This window comes from Diaphorobacter sp. LR2014-1 (assembly GCF_002916785.1).
GTDB lineage: Bacteria > Pseudomonadota > Gammaproteobacteria > Burkholderiales > Burkholderiaceae_C > Diaphorobacter > Diaphorobacter nitroreducens.
This window is the reverse complement of record NZ_MTBE01000005.1, coordinates 92450-110241: the sequence shown is the minus strand read 5'-3', so window position 1 is coordinate 110241 and position 17792 is coordinate 92450. Positions and strand designations below refer to the sequence as shown.

General features: G+C 65.2%; 16 protein-coding genes. 12 read left to right on the top strand and 4 right to left on the bottom strand.

The genetic code is table 11. The features are described from left to right. Window positions 1-42: 42 nt before the first annotated feature. The gene (locus tag BV908_RS06480; RefSeq protein WP_103737582.1) at window positions 43-429 is read left to right on the top strand and encodes a hypothetical protein; all 387 of its coding nucleotides are present in this window, start codon (window positions 43-45) and stop codon (window positions 427-429) included. Window positions 430-505: 76 nt separating this feature from the next. Here BV908_RS06480 and rlmD read toward each other — a convergent pair whose 3' ends face one another. Together rlmD and BV908_RS06470 are read right to left on the bottom strand one after the other, a co-directional pair. Continuing rightward, on the bottom strand, window positions 506-1954 hold the full coding sequence (gene rlmD / locus BV908_RS06475) for a 23S rRNA (uracil(1939)-C(5))-methyltransferase RlmD (protein ID WP_103737581.1): 1449 nt from the start codon (window positions 1952-1954) through the stop codon (window positions 506-508). A gap of 49 nt (window positions 1955-2003) precedes the next feature. Beyond that, window positions 2004-2330 (bottom strand): hypothetical protein, encoded by a 327-nt coding sequence (locus tag BV908_RS06470; protein WP_103737580.1) that lies wholly within the window; start codon window positions 2328-2330, stop codon window positions 2004-2006. Between the two features lie 137 nt (window positions 2331-2467). Here BV908_RS06470 and BV908_RS06465 point away from each other — a divergent pair, with 137 nt between their 5' ends. The 5 genes from BV908_RS06465 (at window position 2468) to BV908_RS06445 (ending at window position 5074) form a co-directional block, all read left to right on the top strand. Then, window positions 2468-3022, top strand: a complete 555-nt coding sequence (locus BV908_RS06465; RefSeq protein WP_103737579.1) for a sigma-70 family RNA polymerase sigma factor — start codon at window positions 2468-2470, stop codon at window positions 3020-3022. Window positions 3023-3037: 15 nt separating this feature from the next. Then, on the top strand, window positions 3038-3493 hold the full coding sequence (locus BV908_RS06460; RefSeq protein ID WP_103737578.1) for an anti-sigma factor: 456 nt from the start codon (window positions 3038-3040) through the stop codon (window positions 3491-3493). Further along, window positions 3490-3960, top strand: coding sequence for a periplasmic heavy metal sensor (locus BV908_RS06455; RefSeq protein WP_103737577.1), 471 nt, complete (start codon window positions 3490-3492; stop codon window positions 3958-3960). Before BV908_RS06460 ends, BV908_RS06455 begins: the two co-directional genes overlap by 4 nt. A gap of 136 nt (window positions 3961-4096) precedes the next feature. Next, window positions 4097-4576, top strand: a complete 480-nt coding sequence (locus BV908_RS06450) for a hypothetical protein (protein WP_103737576.1) — start codon at window positions 4097-4099, stop codon at window positions 4574-4576. Window positions 4577-4726: 150 nt separating this feature from the next. Next, window positions 4727-5074 (top strand): DUF4148 domain-containing protein, encoded by a 348-nt coding sequence (locus tag BV908_RS06445; protein ID WP_103737575.1) that lies wholly within the window; start codon window positions 4727-4729, stop codon window positions 5072-5074. Between the two features lie 55 nt (window positions 5075-5129). On the opposite strand, the gene BV908_RS06440 is transcribed toward BV908_RS06445, so the two are convergent. Beyond that, window positions 5130-5609 (bottom strand): Lrp/AsnC ligand binding domain-containing protein, encoded by a 480-nt coding sequence (locus BV908_RS06440; RefSeq protein ID WP_103737574.1) that lies wholly within the window; start codon window positions 5607-5609, stop codon window positions 5130-5132. A 59-nt stretch (window positions 5610-5668) separates the two neighbouring features. Between BV908_RS06440 and putA the strand changes: the two genes are divergently transcribed. Further along, the gene (putA, locus tag BV908_RS06435) at window positions 5669-9403 is read left to right on the top strand and encodes a trifunctional transcriptional regulator/proline dehydrogenase/L-glutamate gamma-semialdehyde dehydrogenase (protein WP_348639063.1); all 3735 of its coding nucleotides are present in this window, start codon (window positions 5669-5671) and stop codon (window positions 9401-9403) included. A gap of 65 nt (window positions 9404-9468) precedes the next feature. Here the strand turns inward: putA and BV908_RS06430 are convergent, their stop codons facing one another. Further along, window positions 9469-10074 (bottom strand): 2'-5' RNA ligase family protein, encoded by a 606-nt coding sequence (locus BV908_RS06430; protein ID WP_103737573.1) that lies wholly within the window; start codon window positions 10072-10074, stop codon window positions 9469-9471. A gap of 416 nt (window positions 10075-10490) precedes the next feature. On the opposite strand from BV908_RS06430, the gene dsrO reads away from it, so the two are divergent. The 5 genes from dsrO (at window position 10491) to BV908_RS22065 (ending at window position 17604) form a co-directional block, all read left to right on the top strand. Beyond that, on the top strand, window positions 10491-11273 hold the full coding sequence (gene dsrO / locus BV908_RS06425) for a sulfate reduction electron transfer complex DsrMKJOP subunit DsrO (RefSeq protein ID WP_103737572.1): 783 nt from the start codon (window positions 10491-10493) through the stop codon (window positions 11271-11273). 17 nt (window positions 11274-11290) lie between these two features. Next, window positions 11291-12337 (top strand): NrfD/PsrC family molybdoenzyme membrane anchor subunit, encoded by a 1047-nt coding sequence (nrfD, locus tag BV908_RS06420; protein ID WP_103737571.1) that lies wholly within the window; start codon window positions 11291-11293, stop codon window positions 12335-12337. Window positions 12338-12437: 100 nt separating this feature from the next. Next, window positions 12438-15632: a tetrathionate reductase subunit A gene (locus BV908_RS06415; protein ID WP_103737570.1), complete on the top strand. Its 3195-nt coding sequence runs from the start codon at window positions 12438-12440 to the stop codon at window positions 15630-15632. A gap of 452 nt (window positions 15633-16084) precedes the next feature. Beyond that, window positions 16085-17047 carry a M48 family metallopeptidase gene (locus BV908_RS06410; RefSeq protein WP_103737569.1) on the top strand — a complete coding sequence of 321 codons (963 nt, stop codon included), beginning with the start codon at window positions 16085-16087 and terminating at the stop codon, window positions 17045-17047. Between the two features lie 122 nt (window positions 17048-17169). Then, on the top strand, window positions 17170-17604 hold the full coding sequence (locus BV908_RS22065; protein ID WP_172751356.1) for a hypothetical protein: 435 nt from the start codon (window positions 17170-17172) through the stop codon (window positions 17602-17604). Window positions 17605-17792: the final 188 nt, after the last annotated feature.

The following is a 17792-nucleotide window of genomic DNA, read 5'->3' as shown; positions in this document are numbered from 1 at the left end:
ACAGCCTCAACTTGACGGCACGCCTGCCGATAACCCCTGTACATGCTGCCTCGCCACCACCCCCTCCTTGCCGCCGGCGCTCGCGCCGCCCTGATCGCTGCCGCGCTGCTGCCGCTGGCGGGTTGTGAGATTCCCGGCATGGGGCCGGACCCGCGCGTGGCCCAGCGTGAGGCCGAGGCCAAGGCCATCGGTGGCGCCTGCCGGCATGCGCTGCGCGGGCTGGAGGACTGCTTCACGCTGAACCCCAAGGCCCCCAAGGCCCAGGTGTTCGCGGGCTGGAAGGACATGGATCTGTACATGCGCGAGAACAAGATCGAGGGCACGGCCTCGGTACTCACGCAGTTGGAGAAAAAGCCCGCCAGTCGCCGCGCAAGCGACGAAGAGGCGGACCTGCAGACCGAGGACCGCACCTCCCGCAACCGCAGCTGATGCTATCCAAACGATAGCTGCTGGCGCTTGCTAGGCAAGCGCCCCTGGCCAAAAACGTCTTGAGCCACCGCGGGCGTCAGCCCCGCTCGAACACTGCCATGCTCTCCACATGGGCCGTGTGCGGAAACATGTTGACCACCCCCGCAGCCACACAGCGGTAGCCCGCCTGGTGCACCAGCAGGCCCGCGTCCCGCGCCAGCGTGGCCGGGTTGCAGCTCACGTAGACGATGCGCTGGGGGGGCTGCCAGCCTTCATGCCCAGCGGGCAGCGGCGGCGCGTCCTCGGCACCGATGCGCGCCTGGTGGATGTCCGCCAGCGCCTTGGACAATGCGAACGCCCCCTCGCGCGGCGGGTCCACCAGCCATTTGTCGGCGGCGCCATCGGCAATGAGCATCTCAGGCGTCATCTCGAACAGGTTGCGCGCTACAAAGCTGGTAGCTGCCAGCGCAGATCCATCCTGCCTTTGAGCCTGATTTGACTGGTAATTCTCGCGCGAACGCGCCACCAGCGCCTCGCTGCCCTCGATGCCCAGCACCTCGCGCGCCTGGGTGGCGATGGGCAGCGTGAAGTTGCCCAGGCCACAGAACCAGTCGATCACGCGCTCGTCCTTGCGCGCGTCCAGCAGGCGCAGCGCGCGCGTGACCAGCACGCGGTTGATGTGCGGGTTGACCTGCGTGAAGTCGGTGGGTTTGAAGGGCATGGTGATGCCGAAGTCGGGCAGCCCATAGGCAAGCGGCTCGCCGCCCTCGTCCAGCAGATGCACCGTGTCCGGCCCCTTGGGTTGCAGCCACCATTGCACGCCATGCACGGCGGCAAAGGCGCGCAACTTGTCTTTGTCCTCCGGGGACAGCGGCTCCAGGTGGCGCAGCACCAGCGCCGTGACCGTATCGCCGCAGGCCAGTTCGATCTGCGGGCAGGTGTCGCGTGCGGCCATGCTGCCGATCAGGGCGCGCAGCGGCATCAGCATGGCGTCCACATGCGGCGGCAGGATCTTGCAGGTCTCCATGTCGGCGATGTAGCGGCTCTTGCGCTCGTGAAAGCCCACGAGCACCTTGTCCTTCTTGGGCACGTAGCGCACGGACAGGCGCGCGCGGTAGCGGTAGCCCCAGGCAGGGCCTTCAATGGGGCGCAGGATGGTCTCGGCCTTCACTTTCCCCAGGTGCCAGAGGTTGTCTTCCAGCACGCGCTGTTTCACGGCCACCTGTGCCGCCACGTGCAGATGCTGCATCTTGCAGCCGCCGCAGGCGCCCGCGTGCAGGCCGAAGTGCGGGCAGCCGGGCTGTACGCGCTGGCTGGACTGGCGGTGGACTTCCGTGAGGCTGGCCTGCTCCCAGTTGTTCTTCTTGCGGTGGGTGTTGGCGCTGAGCAGCTCGGTGGGCAGTGCGCCGTCGATGAACACCACCTTGCCATCGGGCTTGCGCGCGACGCCTTGGGCGTCCATGTCCATGGCGGTGACTTCAAGCCAGCCGGGGGGAAGATCCGTGGAGGTGGGCGGTGGTGGGCTGAATTCTGTGGGGTCGCTCATGCCCCGATTGTCTCAGGCCAGCCCACCCCTGCCGCCGCGCGGGCGGCTTTCAGCTGCGGCTGGCGCGCGGCGCACGGGGCGCGGTGGGGGCGCCTGCAGCCGCATCCTTGCGGACCGCAGCCACATTGGAAGGCAGGCGGTTGACTTCCACCTCGCAGCCATAGTTGTCCAAGGAAAACACCAGCGTGCCGCCGGGCGCGACCAGGGGCAGGGTTTCGTGCAGGTTGCGCGACAGGTCCACAGGGGGGGTCTGCGAGCGGTAGATGACCTGCTGGTCTGCGCCATAGATCACGTAGCAAGTAGCCCACGCGCCCGGTGCAAACAGTCCGGCAATCATGGCGGCGGCGGAGGCCGTGGCAAAGCGAATGGCTCGCATGAGGGTTCCCTTCCTTCTTGTGCTGTGAATGCGGCGCATTATTGCGGAGTTTGCGCCCGCCCCGGTAAGCGGCTGTTCCCGGCCCCGTGTTGACGGTTTCATGGAACTTTTGCTGCGGCCCTGCGTTGAAAGAGGCAATGCGCCCCCTGAGCCACCTTGAAGAGAGCGACTGCATCGCCCGCGCCCAGCGCGGCGAGGTCGCGGCGTTCTCCGAACTGGTGGCCCGCTACCAGGACCGCATCTACCGTTTTTTGTTCCGCATGACGCGCTCGCAAGAGGATGCGCGCGAACTCGCCCAGGAGACTTTCTTGAACGCCTACCAAGCACTGCCCCGCTGGCGGCCGGACGCACAACTGTCCACCTGGCTGTTTCGCATCGCGCGCAACCAGGCGTTGGACCTGTTGCGCCGCGCGCAGCGTGTCGCGTTCGTGGAACTGGACGAGATCCTGTCCGAGCAGGTGCCGGCGGACACGCCCACGCCCGAGGCTGCACTGCAGGCCCGCCAGCGCATCGAGGCGCTGGAAGGCGCGCTGCAGCGGCTCTCGGTGGAGCACCGCGAGATCCTGCTGCTGCGCGACATCGAAGACATGGCCTACGAGGACATCGCCGAGGTGTTGGGCATCAGCCTGGGCACCGTCAAATCCCGCATTGCCCGCGCACGCGCCGGGCTGCTGCAACTCATGCCACGCTGAACGCAAGGAGCCGCCATGAACTGCCCTCGCACCGAAGACCTTTCCGCTTTGATCGACCATGCGCTGCCCGCGCATGCACAGGTCGCGCTGCAGCAGCACCTGCACGCCTGCCCCCTGTGCAGCCAGCACCTTGCCGCATTGCAGGCACAGCGCCAGCAATTGCTGGCCCTGCCCTCGCCCGCGCTGGGTTTCGACCTGGCGGCGCAACTGCAGGACCGCCTGGCACACGACCTGGCGCAACGACCCACCCGGTCCCGGCGCACCGGCTGGAACCTGCTGGGCTGGATGCCCACGGGCCTCGCCGCGGGGGCCGCGCTGGTGTCCGGCGTCTGGCTGGGGGGGCTGCTGCTGGGCACGGGCGCGGCCCTTCCGGCTGCCAGCCCTGCCATGGCGCGCGTGTTCGACCCTGTGCCGCCAGGCGGGCTGTGCGCCGCCGCCGAAATCTGCCGTTTGCCGAGAACCCTGCCATGAAAAACCCTGCCTGGATTCGCACCCTGCTGGCGATCTCGCTGGCGCTCAACCTGGGCGTGGTTGCCGCACTGGTGCTGCGCCCTGCGCCGGACTCGGTGCCCGAGGGCGGCGCGCCTCCCGTGGTCCACCTGCCCGAGTATCTGAAGCTCACCCCCGAACAGCGCGCGCGCTGGGAAGGAATGGAAGCCCCCTTCCTCCATGACCTGTCGTCCAACTGGAGTGACATACGCCGCCACCGCGAAGCCCTGGTGCGCCACATCTTTGCTGACGCACCAGAGCGCACCGCCATTGACGCCGAGCAGGCCGCCATCGCCCGCCTGCAGGCCGCGCAGCAACAGCGCGTGATTGACCAACTCTTGGCCGAGCGCGCCATGCTGGACGACGCCCAGCGCACGCGGCTGCTGCAATTGCTGCTGACCCGCTATGCGGAAGAAGCCACCGAGGAGGAAATGCTGCACCGCAAGTGAACGCCGAGATGAGAGAAGGAAAAAGGTGCAAATGAGATGGAACATTGAGGCACCGCCTTCGTTGAAGTAGGCAAGGCAGCCACACATTCCCTTGAGCGGCTGCCTTGATGGTTCAACTTTTCAACGGAGCATTCTCATGAACACCTTCACCGCACTGCTGCTGTCCGCCGCCCTGGCATCCCCGCTGGCCGTTTACGCCGCCGACGCACACAACCATGGCGGCAGTGCCGAAACCCACCAACTGCAGCTCAACGCCGGCAAGAAGTGGGAAACCGACGCGCCGCTGCGCAAGGCCATGACGGCCGTGCGCGGATCGGTCACGCAGATCCTGCCCACCGCCCACTCGGGCAAGGCCACGCCGGCCGATTACGACGCCTTCGCCAACACCGTCAACCAGCAGGTCGCCTACATGGTGGAGAACTGCAAGCTGCCGCCCGCCGCCGATGCACAGCTGCACATCGTCGTGGCCGACCTGATGGCCGGTGCCGAGGCCGCGCAAGGCAAGCACGGCGAGGACAAGCGCGCCGAGGGCGTGGTCAAGGTGGCCCAGGCCTCCAATGCCTACGGCAAGTACTTCAGCCACAGCGGCTGGAAGGCCATCCCGCTGTCCCACTAAGGGGCACACCGCAAGTACCGGAGGGGCGGCTGCACACCCCGGTGCATGCCAGCCCCCTTCCAAGCATTCATCTGCTGTGAGCGCCCCTTTGCACCCCCTGCGCAAGGGCGGGATGTGCACGCTCCGGCAAACCAACACAGGATATTGAACATGACGGGTCGCCGACCTCCCCTTTTCTCCGTGATCGCAAGCGTGGCTGCCGTCGCAGCACTCGGTCTGCCAACGATGGCATCTGCCGGCTACTGGCACCCTGCCAACAACGAAGCGGGCGTGGTCGTTCACCCCGAGCACTTCAAGAGTGATCGGACCCGTGAGCAAGTCAGGGCAGAAACCGAGACCGCAGTGCGACAGGACCGCCTGTCCTATGGGGAAAGCAGCTTTCCGGAACCGGCACCCTCAACGGCTTCGACCAGGCCCCGCCAGCAGGTGATCGATGAGATGCGCAACGAAACATCGGCACAACACAGGGAACGCCAATCGCTGTACCCGGCGGGCTGATGGGAAACACAACGCCCGCACGACGCGGGCGTTGCGTCTTCAGTACCGAGGGGCTTCAACCCAGGTACAGGTGGTTGGAGTGCTTGACCTCTTCCATCACCGCGTAGGTGCGCGTCTCGCGCACGCCGGGCAACTGCCACAACACGGCGCCGGCGAACTGGCGGTAGGCATTCATATCGGCGCAGCGCGTCTTGAGCAGGTAGTCGAAACCGCCGGCCACCATGTGGCATTCCATGACCTCGGGATGCACCTGCACCGCGGCCTTGAACTGGTCGAACACGTTGGGCGTGGTGCGGTCCAGCAGCACCTCCACGAACACCAGCATGCCCGCGCCCAGCTTGAGGGGATTGAGCCGCGCCTCATACCCCAGGATGTAGCCTTCGCGCGTGAGCCGCTGCACCCGCGCGAGCACGGCAGTGGGCGACAGCGCCACGGTCTCTGCCAGCTTGAGGTTGGAGATGCGTCCATCGTCTTGCAGGATCTTCAATATCCTGCGATCGATGCGATCCAGATCAGTGGGTAATTGGCCGGTCATTGAGCAAAAATTCGGTGGTGCTTGCCGATTTTAGTGATTCATTCGCCATTCACCCAAGGATGATGCGGCCCATGACAAACGCCGCCCCCCACGCCGCCCCTTTCTCCCCTCGCCCCCGCGACACCGACCCGCTGCGCCTGGCGGTCACCCAGGCCTGCCGCCCGCCCGAGCCTGAGGCATTGGCGCCGCTGCTGGCGCAGGCGCGCCTGCCCGCTGCCATGGCGCAGGACATCCAGGCGCGCGCCCTGCGCCTGGCGCAAGGGCTGCGCCAGCGCGAACATGCCAGCGGCCGGTCCGGCCTGGTACAGGGGCTGCTGCAGCGGTTCGCGCTGTCCTCGCAAGAAGGCGTGGCGCTGATGTGCCTGGCCGAAGCGCTGCTGCGCATTCCCGACGCGGCCACGCGCGACGCGCTGATCCGCGACAAGATCGGTACGGGCGACTGGGCCGCGCACCTGGGCAAGAGCCCGTCACTGTTCGTCAATGCGGCCACCTGGGGCCTGCTGCTCACCGGACGGCTGGTGACCACACACAGCGAAGGGGGCTTGAAGGATGCGCTGCGCCGCATCACCGCACGCGGGGGAGAGCCGCTGATCCGCAAGGGTGTGGACGTCGCCATGCGCATGATGGGCGAGCAGTTCGTCACCGGCGAGACCATCGAACAGGCGCTGGGCAAGGCGCGCACCCTGGAGGCACGGGGCTTTCGCTATTCCTACGACATGCTGGGCGAGGCCGCGCTCACGGGGCACGACGCCGATCGCTACATGCAGTCCTATGTGGATGCCATCCACGCCATCGGCCGCGCCAGCGCGGGCCGCGGCGTGTACGAAGGGCCCGGCATTTCCATCAAGCTCAGCGCGCTGCACCCGCGCTACGCCCGCGCGCAGTGGCAGCGCGTGATGGACGAGCTGTACCCGCGCGTGCTGCAACTGGCGGAACTGGCGCGCGGCTACGACATCGGCCTGAACATCGACGCCGAAGAGGCCGACCGGCTGGAACTGTCGCTGGACCTGCTGGAGCGCCTTTGCCATGCGCCGTCCCTCGCTGGCTTCAAGGGCATCGGCTTCGTGATCCAGGCCTACCAGAAGCGCTGCCCGCGCGTGATCGACTACTGCATCGATCTGGCGCGCCGCAGCGGCCACCGCCTGATGATCCGGCTGGTCAAGGGCGCGTACTGGGACAGCGAGATCAAGCGCGCCCAGGTCGATGGCCTGGCGGACTACCCCGTGTACACGCGCAAGGCGCACACCGATATTTCCTACATCGCCTGCGCACGCAAGCTGCTGGCCGCGCCCGACGCGGTGTACCCCCAGTTCGCCACGCACAACGCGCAGACGCTGGCCACCATCTATGAGCTGGCGGGCCCCGCGGACTATCGCCCCGGCCAGTACGAGTTCCAGTGCCTGCACGGCATGGGCGAGCCGCTGTACGAGCAGGTGGTGCCCGAGCGCCCCTGCCGCATCTACGCCCCGGTGGGTACGCATGAAACGCTGCTGGCGTACCTGGTGCGCCGCCTGCTGGAAAACGGCGCCAACACCTCGTTCGTGAACCGCGTGGCCGACGCCACGCTGCCGCTGGAGGCGCTGATCGACAACCCCGTGGACACGGTGGATGCCGAGGCCCGCGCCGAAGGTGCCACCGGCCTGCCGCACCCGCGCATCGCGCTGCCCCCGCAGCTCTACGGCCCGGCGCGTGCCAATTCGCAGGGCCTGGACCTGGCGGCCGAGCCCACGCTGCAGTGCGTGGCCGACGCGCTGGCCGCCAGCGCCGCCACGCCGCTGGAAGCCACACCCCTCATCGCCGCCGGCGCTCCCACCGGCCCGCGCGCCCCGGTGCGCAACCCTGCCGATGCCACCGATGTGGTCGGGCAGGTGCAAGAAGCCACCACCGCCGATGTGGACGCCGCGCTGCGGGCTGCCGCCGCGGCGCAGCCCGCCTGGGCTGCCACGCCACCCGCAGAACGTGCACGGCTGCTGCGCGCCGCGGCCGATGGGCTGGAACGCGATATGCCCGCCCTGCTGGCCCTGCTGATGCGCGAAGCCGGCAAGACCTGCGCCAACGCCGTGGCCGAGGTGCGCGAGGCGGTGGACTTCCTGCGCTACTACGCGGCGCAGGTGGATGGGCACTTCGACAACGCCACCCACCCGCCGCTGGGGCCGGTCACCTGCATCAGCCCCTGGAATTTCCCGCTGGCCATCTTCATGGGCCAGGTGGCCGCCGCACTGGCCGCGGGCAACGTGGTGCTGGCCAAGCCGGCGGAGCAGACGCCCCTCATTGCCTGCCAGGCCGTGCGCCTGCTGCACCAGGCCGGCGTGCCCGCCGCCGCCGTGCAGCTGCTGCCCGGCCGCGGCGAGACGGTGGGCGCGGCGCTGGTGGGCGACGCGCGCGTGATGGGCGTGATGTTCACCGGCTCCACCGAGGTGGCGCGGCTGCTGCAGCGCAGCCTGGCCGCACGGCTGGACGCCAGCGGCCGGCCCATTCCGCTGATCGCAGAGACCGGTGGACAGAACGCATTGATCGTGGACTCCTCCGCCCTGCTGGAGCAGGTGGTCGCGGACGTGCTCACCTCGGCCTTCGACAGCGCGGGCCAGCGCTGCTCCGCCCTGCGCGTGCTGTGCGTGCAGCGCGACTGCGCGGACCGCCTGCTGGAGATGCTGCGCGGCGCCATGCAGGAACTGCGCATGGGCAACCCCACGCAACTGGCGGTGGACGTAGGCCCGGTGATCGACGAGGAGGCGCGCGCCACGATCGCGCGCCACATCGAGCGCCTGCGCGCCAGCGGCCGGCCGGTGTTCCAAAGCCATGCCGGTGGGCAGGGCACGGCGCATGGCACCTTCGTGCCGCCCACGCTGATCGAGCTGAACAGCATCACCGAGCTGGAGCGCGAGGTCTTCGGCCCCGTGCTGCACGTGGTGCGCTACGAGCGCGGCGAGCTGGACGCGCTGCTCGCGCAGATCAGCGCCACGGGCTACGGCCTCACCCAGGGTCTGCACACCCGCATCGACGAAACCGTGGCCCAGGTGCTGGCCCACAGCACGGCCGGCAACGTCTATGTGAACCGCAACATGGTGGGCGCCGTGGTCGGCGTGCAGCCTTTCGGCGGCGAGGGCCTGTCGGGCACGGGCCCCAAGGCAGGCGGCCCGCTGTATCTGTTGCGCCTGCTGTCGCGCCACCCGGCCAACGCCACGCACGGCGCGCTGGCGGCGACGGCCGTGCAGGTGCCCGACGCCAGCGCACAGCCCGCGCTGCTCGCCCCGCTGTCGGCGCTGGAGCACTGGGCCCAGGCGCAAGGCAACGCAGCGCTGGCACAGGCCTGCGCGGCCCAGGCGCAGGCCAGTTGCGCGGGCCTGGCCTGCACCCTGCCCGGCCCCACCGGCGAGCGCAACACCTATCGGCTGCTGCCGCGCGAACGCGTGCTGTGCCTGGCCGACACGGACGAGGCGCTGCTGCTGCAGTTGAGCGCGGTGCTGGCCGCGGGCGCCCTCGCGCTCTGGCCGCAGGACGCGCAGGCCCTGTGCGCCACGCTGCCGCGCGAGGTGCAGGCGCGCATCGCCCTGGTGTCCGACTGGCGCGGCGATGGCCTGGGCTACGACGCCGTGCTGCACAGCGGCAGCCCGGAAACGCGCAGCGTGGAATGCCAGCGCGTGGCCCTGCGTCCCGGCCCCATCGTGGGCGTGACGGCGGTGGACGGCCCCGCCGATGCGCTGCAGGCGCCCCTGCGCCTGTTGCTGGAGCGCGCGGTCAGCATCAACACCACGGCGGCAGGCGGCAATGCCAGCCTGATGACCATGGCGTGATGCCAGGGCAAACTGGCCTCTAGCGCTTATCCATCAAGCGCCAACAGCTATATAAACAATAGCAATCAATCCGCCAGCGGCCATTCGCCCAGCGCCTCGTAAGGGCCGGGCGAGCCGCGCAGGTTGTGCAGCAGCACGAAGCGGCGCACCGTCCATTCCAGCGGCGGCACGGGTTGCTCGGGCACGGCCTGGCGGCTGTAACACAGCGTCATGTGCGGGGTGATGTGCGGCGCATGGGGCACGCCGTCCAGCCCCCGCACCTGCGACCACAGCGCCGCGTGCAGCGCCTCGTACAACGCGATGAAACCCTGCTGCCCGTCGGCGGGGCCGCAGAGCACGCAGGGCCGCTTGGCCTGCGGCGCGCGGCGAAAGCTCAACACCCGATCGAACCGCAGCGAGAACGCCCTCGCCCGCACCTGCTGCGCCGCGTCGCGCGCCCACTGCAGATGCCGGGGCGACAGCGCATGCTCCCACCCCAGCGACAGCAGCGTGGCGTGCAGGCGCTGCGCGCGCACCTGCGCCTGCAGGTCGTGCCGCGCAATCAGCGTCTGCGCCAGATCGGCCGCAGCCTGCGCCGCCCCGGGCTCGGGCAGCACGGCAAAGAAAAGATGGTGGTTGGGGCGTGGCGCATCGGGCTCCACGCCGGCGAGCGGCAGTTGGTGAGCGTCCATGCGCCCCACTGTAGCGCCGCCCCTTGCCCTTGTGGGTAACAGGCACTCCGCCGGCGCGGGCAATAACCGATATTTTTAATCGGAATGGCGGCAATTGAGGCATATCGCCTCACCGCCCATTCATCGGCAATTTTCGGATTTTGGCACCCAGGATGGCATTCGTATCCCCAAGCCCAGAAGGCTGACTTCCCGCGGGGCCCGGAACCCGCACGTATGGCCGTTTGCGGCCGCTCCACATTCCATACGCAATTGCTCGGGATTATTTAATATTTCATTAATTTTCAATTAATAAACTAAAAAAGTTTAACCAAAATAATCCAAGAAGAATATCAACAAAGTCATTTGACGTTAATCAAACAAATAATCAGGATGCGAGGAGAATAATGCATCTACGCAGTAAATATTCAAAGGTATTTATGTCAAAAAGTACCCCCTCCCCCACCGCCTGCGCCGCGCCGCAACCCGGCAAGCGCACCTTCCTGCAAGAACTCGTCGGCCTGGCCACCGCCTTTGGCCTGGCCGGCGCCAGCCAGGCCGCCACACCCTTCGCGCCGGGCCAGCCGCCGCGCCGCCCCGGCATGGAGGGCAAGCGCTTCGGCATGCTGGTGGATCTGCGCAAGTGCATCGGCTGCCAGGCCTGCACGGTGAGCTGCTCGGTGGAGAACCAGCCGCCCATCGGCCAGTTCCGCACCACGGTGCTGCAGTACGAGATCAACAAGGACGACGGCAGCGCGCCCGCCATGGTCAGCCTGCCGCGCCTGTGCAACCACTGCGACGAGCCCCCCTGCGTGCCCGTGTGCCCGGTGCAGGCCACCTTCCAGCGCACCGACGGCATCGTGCTGGTGGACAACGAGCGCTGCATGGGCTGCGGCTACTGCGTGCAGGCCTGCCCGTACGACGCGCGCTTCATCAACCACGAGACGCAGACCGCCGACAAGTGCACCTTCTGCGAGCACCGCCTGGAGGCCGGCCTGCTGCCCGCCTGCGTCGAAAGCTGCGTGGGCGGCGCGCGCGTGATCGGCGACCTGAATGACCAGGGCAGCGAGATCAACCGCCGCATCGCCGAGCACACGCAAGACATCAAGGTGCTCAAGCCCGGCATGAACACTTCGCCGCGCGTGTACTACATCGGACTGCCCGATGAGTTCGTCAACGGCGTGGACGGCCAGGCCAGCGTGCGCCTGCTGTCCGACCACTGAACCCCAAGGAGCGCACCATGCAAATCATCGAACTCCTGACCCCGCACTACGAGGCGGCCTGGCTGCCCTGGGCCGTGCAGTATTTCTTTCTGGTCGGCGTGGCCACCGGCGCCGCCATCCTGGCCGCGCTTTGCGCCTGGGGCAAGGACGGCGGCACGCTGCAGCGCCTGCTGCCCGCCGCCGTGCTGACGCTGGCCGTCAGCAGCATTGCCGCGCCCGTGTCGCTGCTGGCCGACCTGCACCAGCCTGCGCGCTTCTGGCACGTCTATGCGCACTTCACGCCCTGGTCGTGGATGTCGGTCGGCGCGCTGCTGCTGCCGGTGTTCGTCACGCTCAGCGTGGCCATGTGCGCCGCCTGGTGGCTGGGCAAGACACGCTGGATGCGCCTGCTGGCGCCGCTGCTCGTGCTCTCGGCGCTCACCATTTCGGTCTATACCGGCGCCGAGTTGATGGTGGTGCGCTCGCGCCCGCTGTGGAACACGCTGTGGGTGCCCGTCAACCTGGCGCTGACCGGCTGGCTGGCCACCGTGGGCGCGGCCTTCGTGCTGGAGCGCTTCCTGCCCGCCGCGCTGCGCCCCGGCGCTGAAGCGCTGCAGACGCTGCGCGGCATGGGCCTGGCGCTGGCCGGCGCGCTGCTGGTGGTGGCGCTGGCCTGGGCCGCGAGCGGCTTGGGCGGCGACAGCCCCTCGTTCAACGCCGCGCTGCGCCTGTGGAACGACTTCCCCGTGTGGCGCCTGACGATGGTCGGCTCGGCCGTCGGTGGCGCCGCCGTGCTGGGGGCGCTGCTGCGCGGGCGCCACCGCCTGCATGCCAAGGGCTACACGCTGGTGCTGGGCCTGGGTCTGGCGGCCGCCGCCTGGGCTTTCCGCTGGGCGCTGTTCATGGGCGTGCAGGGCGTGCCGAAGTTCGGCGCGGGCCTGTACCTGTACCACATGCCCCTGGGCGGCGACGGGCTGCTGGGCATGGTGGGTGTGGCAGGCCTGTGCGTGGCACTGGTCGGGCTGGCGAGCTGGGCGCTGGAGCTGTTCCCGGCCCGCCAGGCACCCACGGCCACCGCCGCCTGAAATTCATAGACAAATCGGCCTTTAACGCAATATCAGCAAGCGCGAGCAGCTATCAATACTGAAGTGATACCCGCTGGCGCTGCCCTTGAAGGTACAGACCATGACTGACAAGAAACCGCATTCCTCTCCCGAGACCGAGGCCCACCCCGACGCCAACCGCCGCCGCCTGCTGCTGCGCGGCGGCGCGGTGGCCGGTGGCCTGGCGGCCTTTGCCGCAGGCTACGGCGAAACCGTGGCCAAGGGCGCCAAGGGGCTGGTGACCGGCACCTCGGGCACTGCCACCAAGAGCGCCACGCGTGGCAATTCGCTCACGCCCGAGTTCCGCATCGACCCCGTGACCGGCCAGCTCACTACCCAGCCGGGCCAGGTGGTCAGCCCCAGCAGCTGCCTGGGCTGCTGGACGCAGTGCGGCGTGCGCGTGCGCGTGGATACCGAGCACAACAAGATCATCCGCATCGCCGGCAACCCCTACCACCCGCTGGCCACCACGCACCACGCGCCCATGGAAACGCCCGTGCGCGAGGTGTACGCCCTGCTGGGCGGCGACAACGGCCTGGAGGGCCGCGCCACCAGCTGCGCGCGCGGCTCGGCCATGCTGGAGCACCAGACTGCGGCCCACCGCGTGCTCACCCCGCTCAAGCGCGTGGGCCCGCGCGGCTCCGGCCAGTGGAAAAGCATCTCGCTGGAACAGCTGGTCAAGGAAATCTGCGAGGGCGGCGACCTGTTCGGCGAAGGCCATGTGGACGGCCTGGCCGCCATCCGCGACGTGCAGACGCTGATCGACCCCGAGAACCCCGAGTACGGTCCCAAGGCCAACCAGCTGCTGGTGACCGATGCCTCCAACGAAGGCCGCACCCCGCTCATCAACCGCTTTGCGCGCCAGTCCTTCGGCACGGTCAACGTGTCCAACCACGGCGCCTACTGCGGCCAGACCTACCGCGTGGGCACGGCGGCGGCCCTGGGCAACATCCCCGGCATGCCGCACGGCAAGCCGGACTGGAAGAACTCGCGCTTCGGCCTGTTCCTGGGCACCGCACCCGCGCAGGCGGGCAACCCGTTCCAGCGCATGGGGCGCGAGCTGGCCGAGGCCCGCTCGCGCGACGACAACACCTACCGCTACGTGGTGGTGTCGCCCGTGCTGCCCATGTCGTCCAGCCACGCGGCGGGCGACAACAACCGCTGGCTGCCCATCAAGCCCGCCACCGACCTGGCGCTGGCCATGGCGCTGATCCGCTGGATCATCGACAACGAGCGCTACGACGCCAAGTACCTGACCCAGCCCGGCCCGGCCGCCATGGCCGCCGCCGGCGAGGCGAGCTGGAGCAACGCCACCCACCTGCTCATCAACGACCCCAAGCACCCGCGCTACGGCCAGTTCCTGCGCGGCGCCGACCTGGGCCTGCCCATGCCCGAGCCAGTGGACGAGAAAACCCCCGCCGAAGACGTGTACGTGGTGCAGGTGGCCGACGGCAACGGCGGCTTCAAGCTGGTGCCCCACACCGTGGCGCAGCCGGCCGAGCTGGTGGTGGAACGCGAGTTCACGCCCCTGAAGGCCGCGGGCGCCACCGAGGAGCCCGCGCCGATCGCCGTGTGCACATCGTTTGTCAAGCTGCGCGAGGAAGCGCGCCGCAAGACGCTGCAGGAATACTCCGACCTGTGCGGCGTGCCGGTGAAGGACATCGAGGACCTGGCGCGCGAATTCACCAGCCATGGCAAGCAGGCCGTGGCCAACTCGCACGGCGGCACCATGAGCGGCGCGGGCTTCTACACCGCCTACGCCATCGCCATGCTCAACAACCTGATCGGCAACCTGAACGTCAAGGGCGGCTGGGTGCTGGACGCCGGCCCGTTCGGCCCCTTCGGCCCCGGCCCGCGCTACAACTTTGCGCAGTTCGAGGGCGCGGTCAAAGCCACGGGCGTGGCGCTGTCGCGCACGCGCTTTCCGTACGAGAAGACCAGCGAGTTCAAGCGCAAGAAGGAAGCCGGCCAGAACCCCTACCCCGCCAAGGCGCCGTGGTACCCGGCGCCCGGGGGCCTGAGCAGCGAAATGCTGGCCGCCGGCCTGCTGGGCTACCCCTACCCGGTGAAGGCGTGGATCAACCACATGAGCAACCCGGTGTACGCCATCTGCGGCTTTGAGAACACGCTGGTCAGCGCCCTCAAGGACCCGAAGAAGCTGCCGCTGTTCGTCTCGGTCGATCCGTTCATCAACGAGACCTCGGCCCTGGCCGACTACATCGTGCCCGACACCGTCACGTACGAAAGCTGGGGCATCGGCGCCCCCTGGGCCGATGTGATCGCCAAGAGCAGCACCGTGCGCTGGCCCACCGTGGAGCCCGCCACCGCCAAGACCGCCGACGGCAAGCCCGTGAGCTTCGAGAGCTTCGTCTTCGCCGTGGCCAAGCAGCTGCAGCTGCCCGGTTTTGGCAAGGGCGCGATGAGCACCAAGGACGGCGAGCCGCTCGACCTGGAAAGCGCCGAAGACTTCTACCTGCGCGGCATGTGCAACATCGCCTACCAGGCCGGCAAGCCCGTGCCCGAAGCCAGCGACGACGACATCGCCCTGACTGGCGTCACCCGCTGGATGCCCGAGGTGGAAAAGCGCCTCAAGCCCGAGGAAGTGCGCCGCGTGGCCATGGTGATGAGCCGCGGCGGGCGCTTCGACAAGATCGAAGACGCCTGGAAGGGCGAGCAGATCAAGGCCGCCTACAAGTTCCCCGTGCAGCTGTGGCACGAAGGCCTGGCCAAGATGCGCCACTCCATGACCGGCGAGCGCTACGTGGGCTGCCCCACCTGGTTCCCCACCCGCTTTGCCGACGGCAGCAGTATGCGCGAGCGCTTCACCGAGCAGGACTGGCCGCTGACCATGAGCAGCTACAAGTCCAACCTGATGAGCAGCATGTCGATTGCCGCCAGCCGTCTGCGCCAGGTGCACCCGCACAACCCCATCAGCCTGAACAAGGACGATGCGGCCAAGCTCGGCATCGCCAACGGCGACCGCATCGAGGTCAGCACCCCCGGCGCCAAGCTGCAAGGCGTGGCCCTGGTGCGCAGCGGCATCGCCCAGGGCGCCCTGGCCATCGAATACGGCTACGGCCACAAGCAGCTGGGCGCCGCCGTCCACACCGTGGATGGCAAGCCCATGGCCCACAACCCGCAGCACGGCAACGGCGTGAACCTGAACGCGCTCGGCTTTGCCGACCCCACCCGTCCCGCCAAGGACAACGTGTGGATCGACTGGGTGTCGGGGGCCGTGGTGCGGCAAGGGTTGCCGGTGAAGGTGCGGAAGGTGTGATGCCAGCCGGGTGCTGAGTACCGGGCGCTTGCGGGCGCAGGTGCACTGAATTGAAAAAGCCCATCGCAACTGCGATGGGCTTTTTTGTCAGCAGCGGTTTTCGACCCTTTTCTGTCTAGGTAAAAACCAGAGGGTCATCGGTATTTTTTTGTGAAACAGAAGTCTTGTTTAAAATGGTGATGTGGAGAAATAGTGCATGTGCATGGTCGCGCGCATAAAGCATGGGTAATATAAGTTTGGCTCACTGGTTGTATTTGGGTTAAATTGCGCTCCCATATTTCCAATGGTCAAAATTGGAGGGCTTTGCGGTGCGTCTCATTGTGGTGTAAAAAAGTTATTCTGTGCTTTTTATTGAGGTATTGCAATTTAATGCGTGCCGCCAAAAATAAAAAAGACAGAAACATGCTATACCTTTGTAATTTGGTGGTAAATAACATTTAACACAAAATAATATGCGTATCTACCGTAGAATAGTCGCGGCGTTTGTGCTGGCATTTTGCTTCAGTAAAGGCAATTTTGCCGGCGCGGCAGAGAGGATTCAGTGGGATATAAAAAGTATTCCTGAGATTGGATCGGAATATGTTGGTTTTTACGCAAAAAATGCTGGAGAAGTTAAATTTCCAGATTTGCTGATAAGTAGAAAATACATAAAAACCTACAGATTGATTTCATCTCGCATCTTAAGTGTTGCTAAATTCGATGCGGATGTGTATGTAGAAAATTCAGAGTATATAAATGCATACGCCAGTGCTCCAAATGGTAGGGCTCAAATTAGTATCACACTGCCTTTTCTGCAGCAAATTGGCAATGATCCAGATGCACTTGCAGTGCTTATTGGGCACGAGTTGGTTCACTTAATTCATGGCCACATAGAAAAAGCACGTGAGGCAGCGAGAACATCCGCCACCCTTGGGAAAATTGTTGGAATCGCAGGCGCCGCTCTTCTGCTTTCAAAGGGTGTAGATAATAATGATGCTTTAGATGGAATGGACAAACTTGGTGGCAATTTGGGTAAAGCAGTCTACTATGCGTACAATAGAGACCAAGAGACTGAATCCGATTTAAAAGGAATTGACCTTGCCGTGCAAGCTGGTTTCAACCCTCAGGGGGGGTACAGATTGCAGCAGATCATGTTGATTCATAGTAAAAATCCAAAATCCACTTGGAATAGCACGCATCCAGCAGGAAGTGATCGTATAAACCAAATTGCACAATACATAAAAGAAAAATACCCAGGTTATTCCAATAGTGTAAACCAAAAAACCCAATTATTTAAAGAGGATGACGATGCTGTCCACGATGCTCCTATCAAGATAAACCCACTTTTCGAGAAAGTGCAGTGCAAAAATCAGGATGGATCAATATCTTTCACAACCAGGGTGCTTTGCATTAAAGGTAATGGAGAATATCAGTGAATAAAATATTAATTTTGCTTTCAAATTTTTTATTAATATCGATATCTATATTTTTGTCCGGATGTGCTACTAATCACACCTACACTTATGCTGGGAAAAGTTACAAAAACTTTGATCAAGCCATGGCTGCTGTTGATGTTCATCAGCGGGAGTTGCTTGACTCGATAAAACCTCGGGTTAAATCCATACAGCCTAAAGCAACCCTGGTCACCATATCTTTGGATGAATTGAAAAATAGGATTCCAGATAACACTGGTAACTTCTTTGTTGCTAATGCGTACTATCGTGATTATAAAAATATTGGGGAAATGATTCGCAAGAGAAATATCTTTTCGGAGATTTCTTTTGTTGAGGGCAAGGGCGATCAAATCGAACTAGATGATCAAATTGTCGTATTTCTTCACTGGCCTTCTGGGAAATCAAGTGGTTGGAAGTACAAGTCCAAAGATGGAACTCTGACTCCAGTTTTTATTGATAGAACAGCGCCCAACACGTCAGATGCTATCAAGCACTTAATTAACTCAATAGAAGCGCTGGCTGCATCAGAAGCGAATTGAATGAGACGGCGCTTGCTCGTAGGTGGCACCAGACACTTACCCACTGGAAACTAGGTGATGGTCTCCGCTAGTTCCAGTGCCGCTAGTCCTTTCTTGTTGAAACAGTCCGTTTCCCGCCGAGTGGGGAGAGCAGTGATCCGGTCGCTCGATTCGCTGCTTGCGAGGACATTCCTGAGCATTTCACTGAA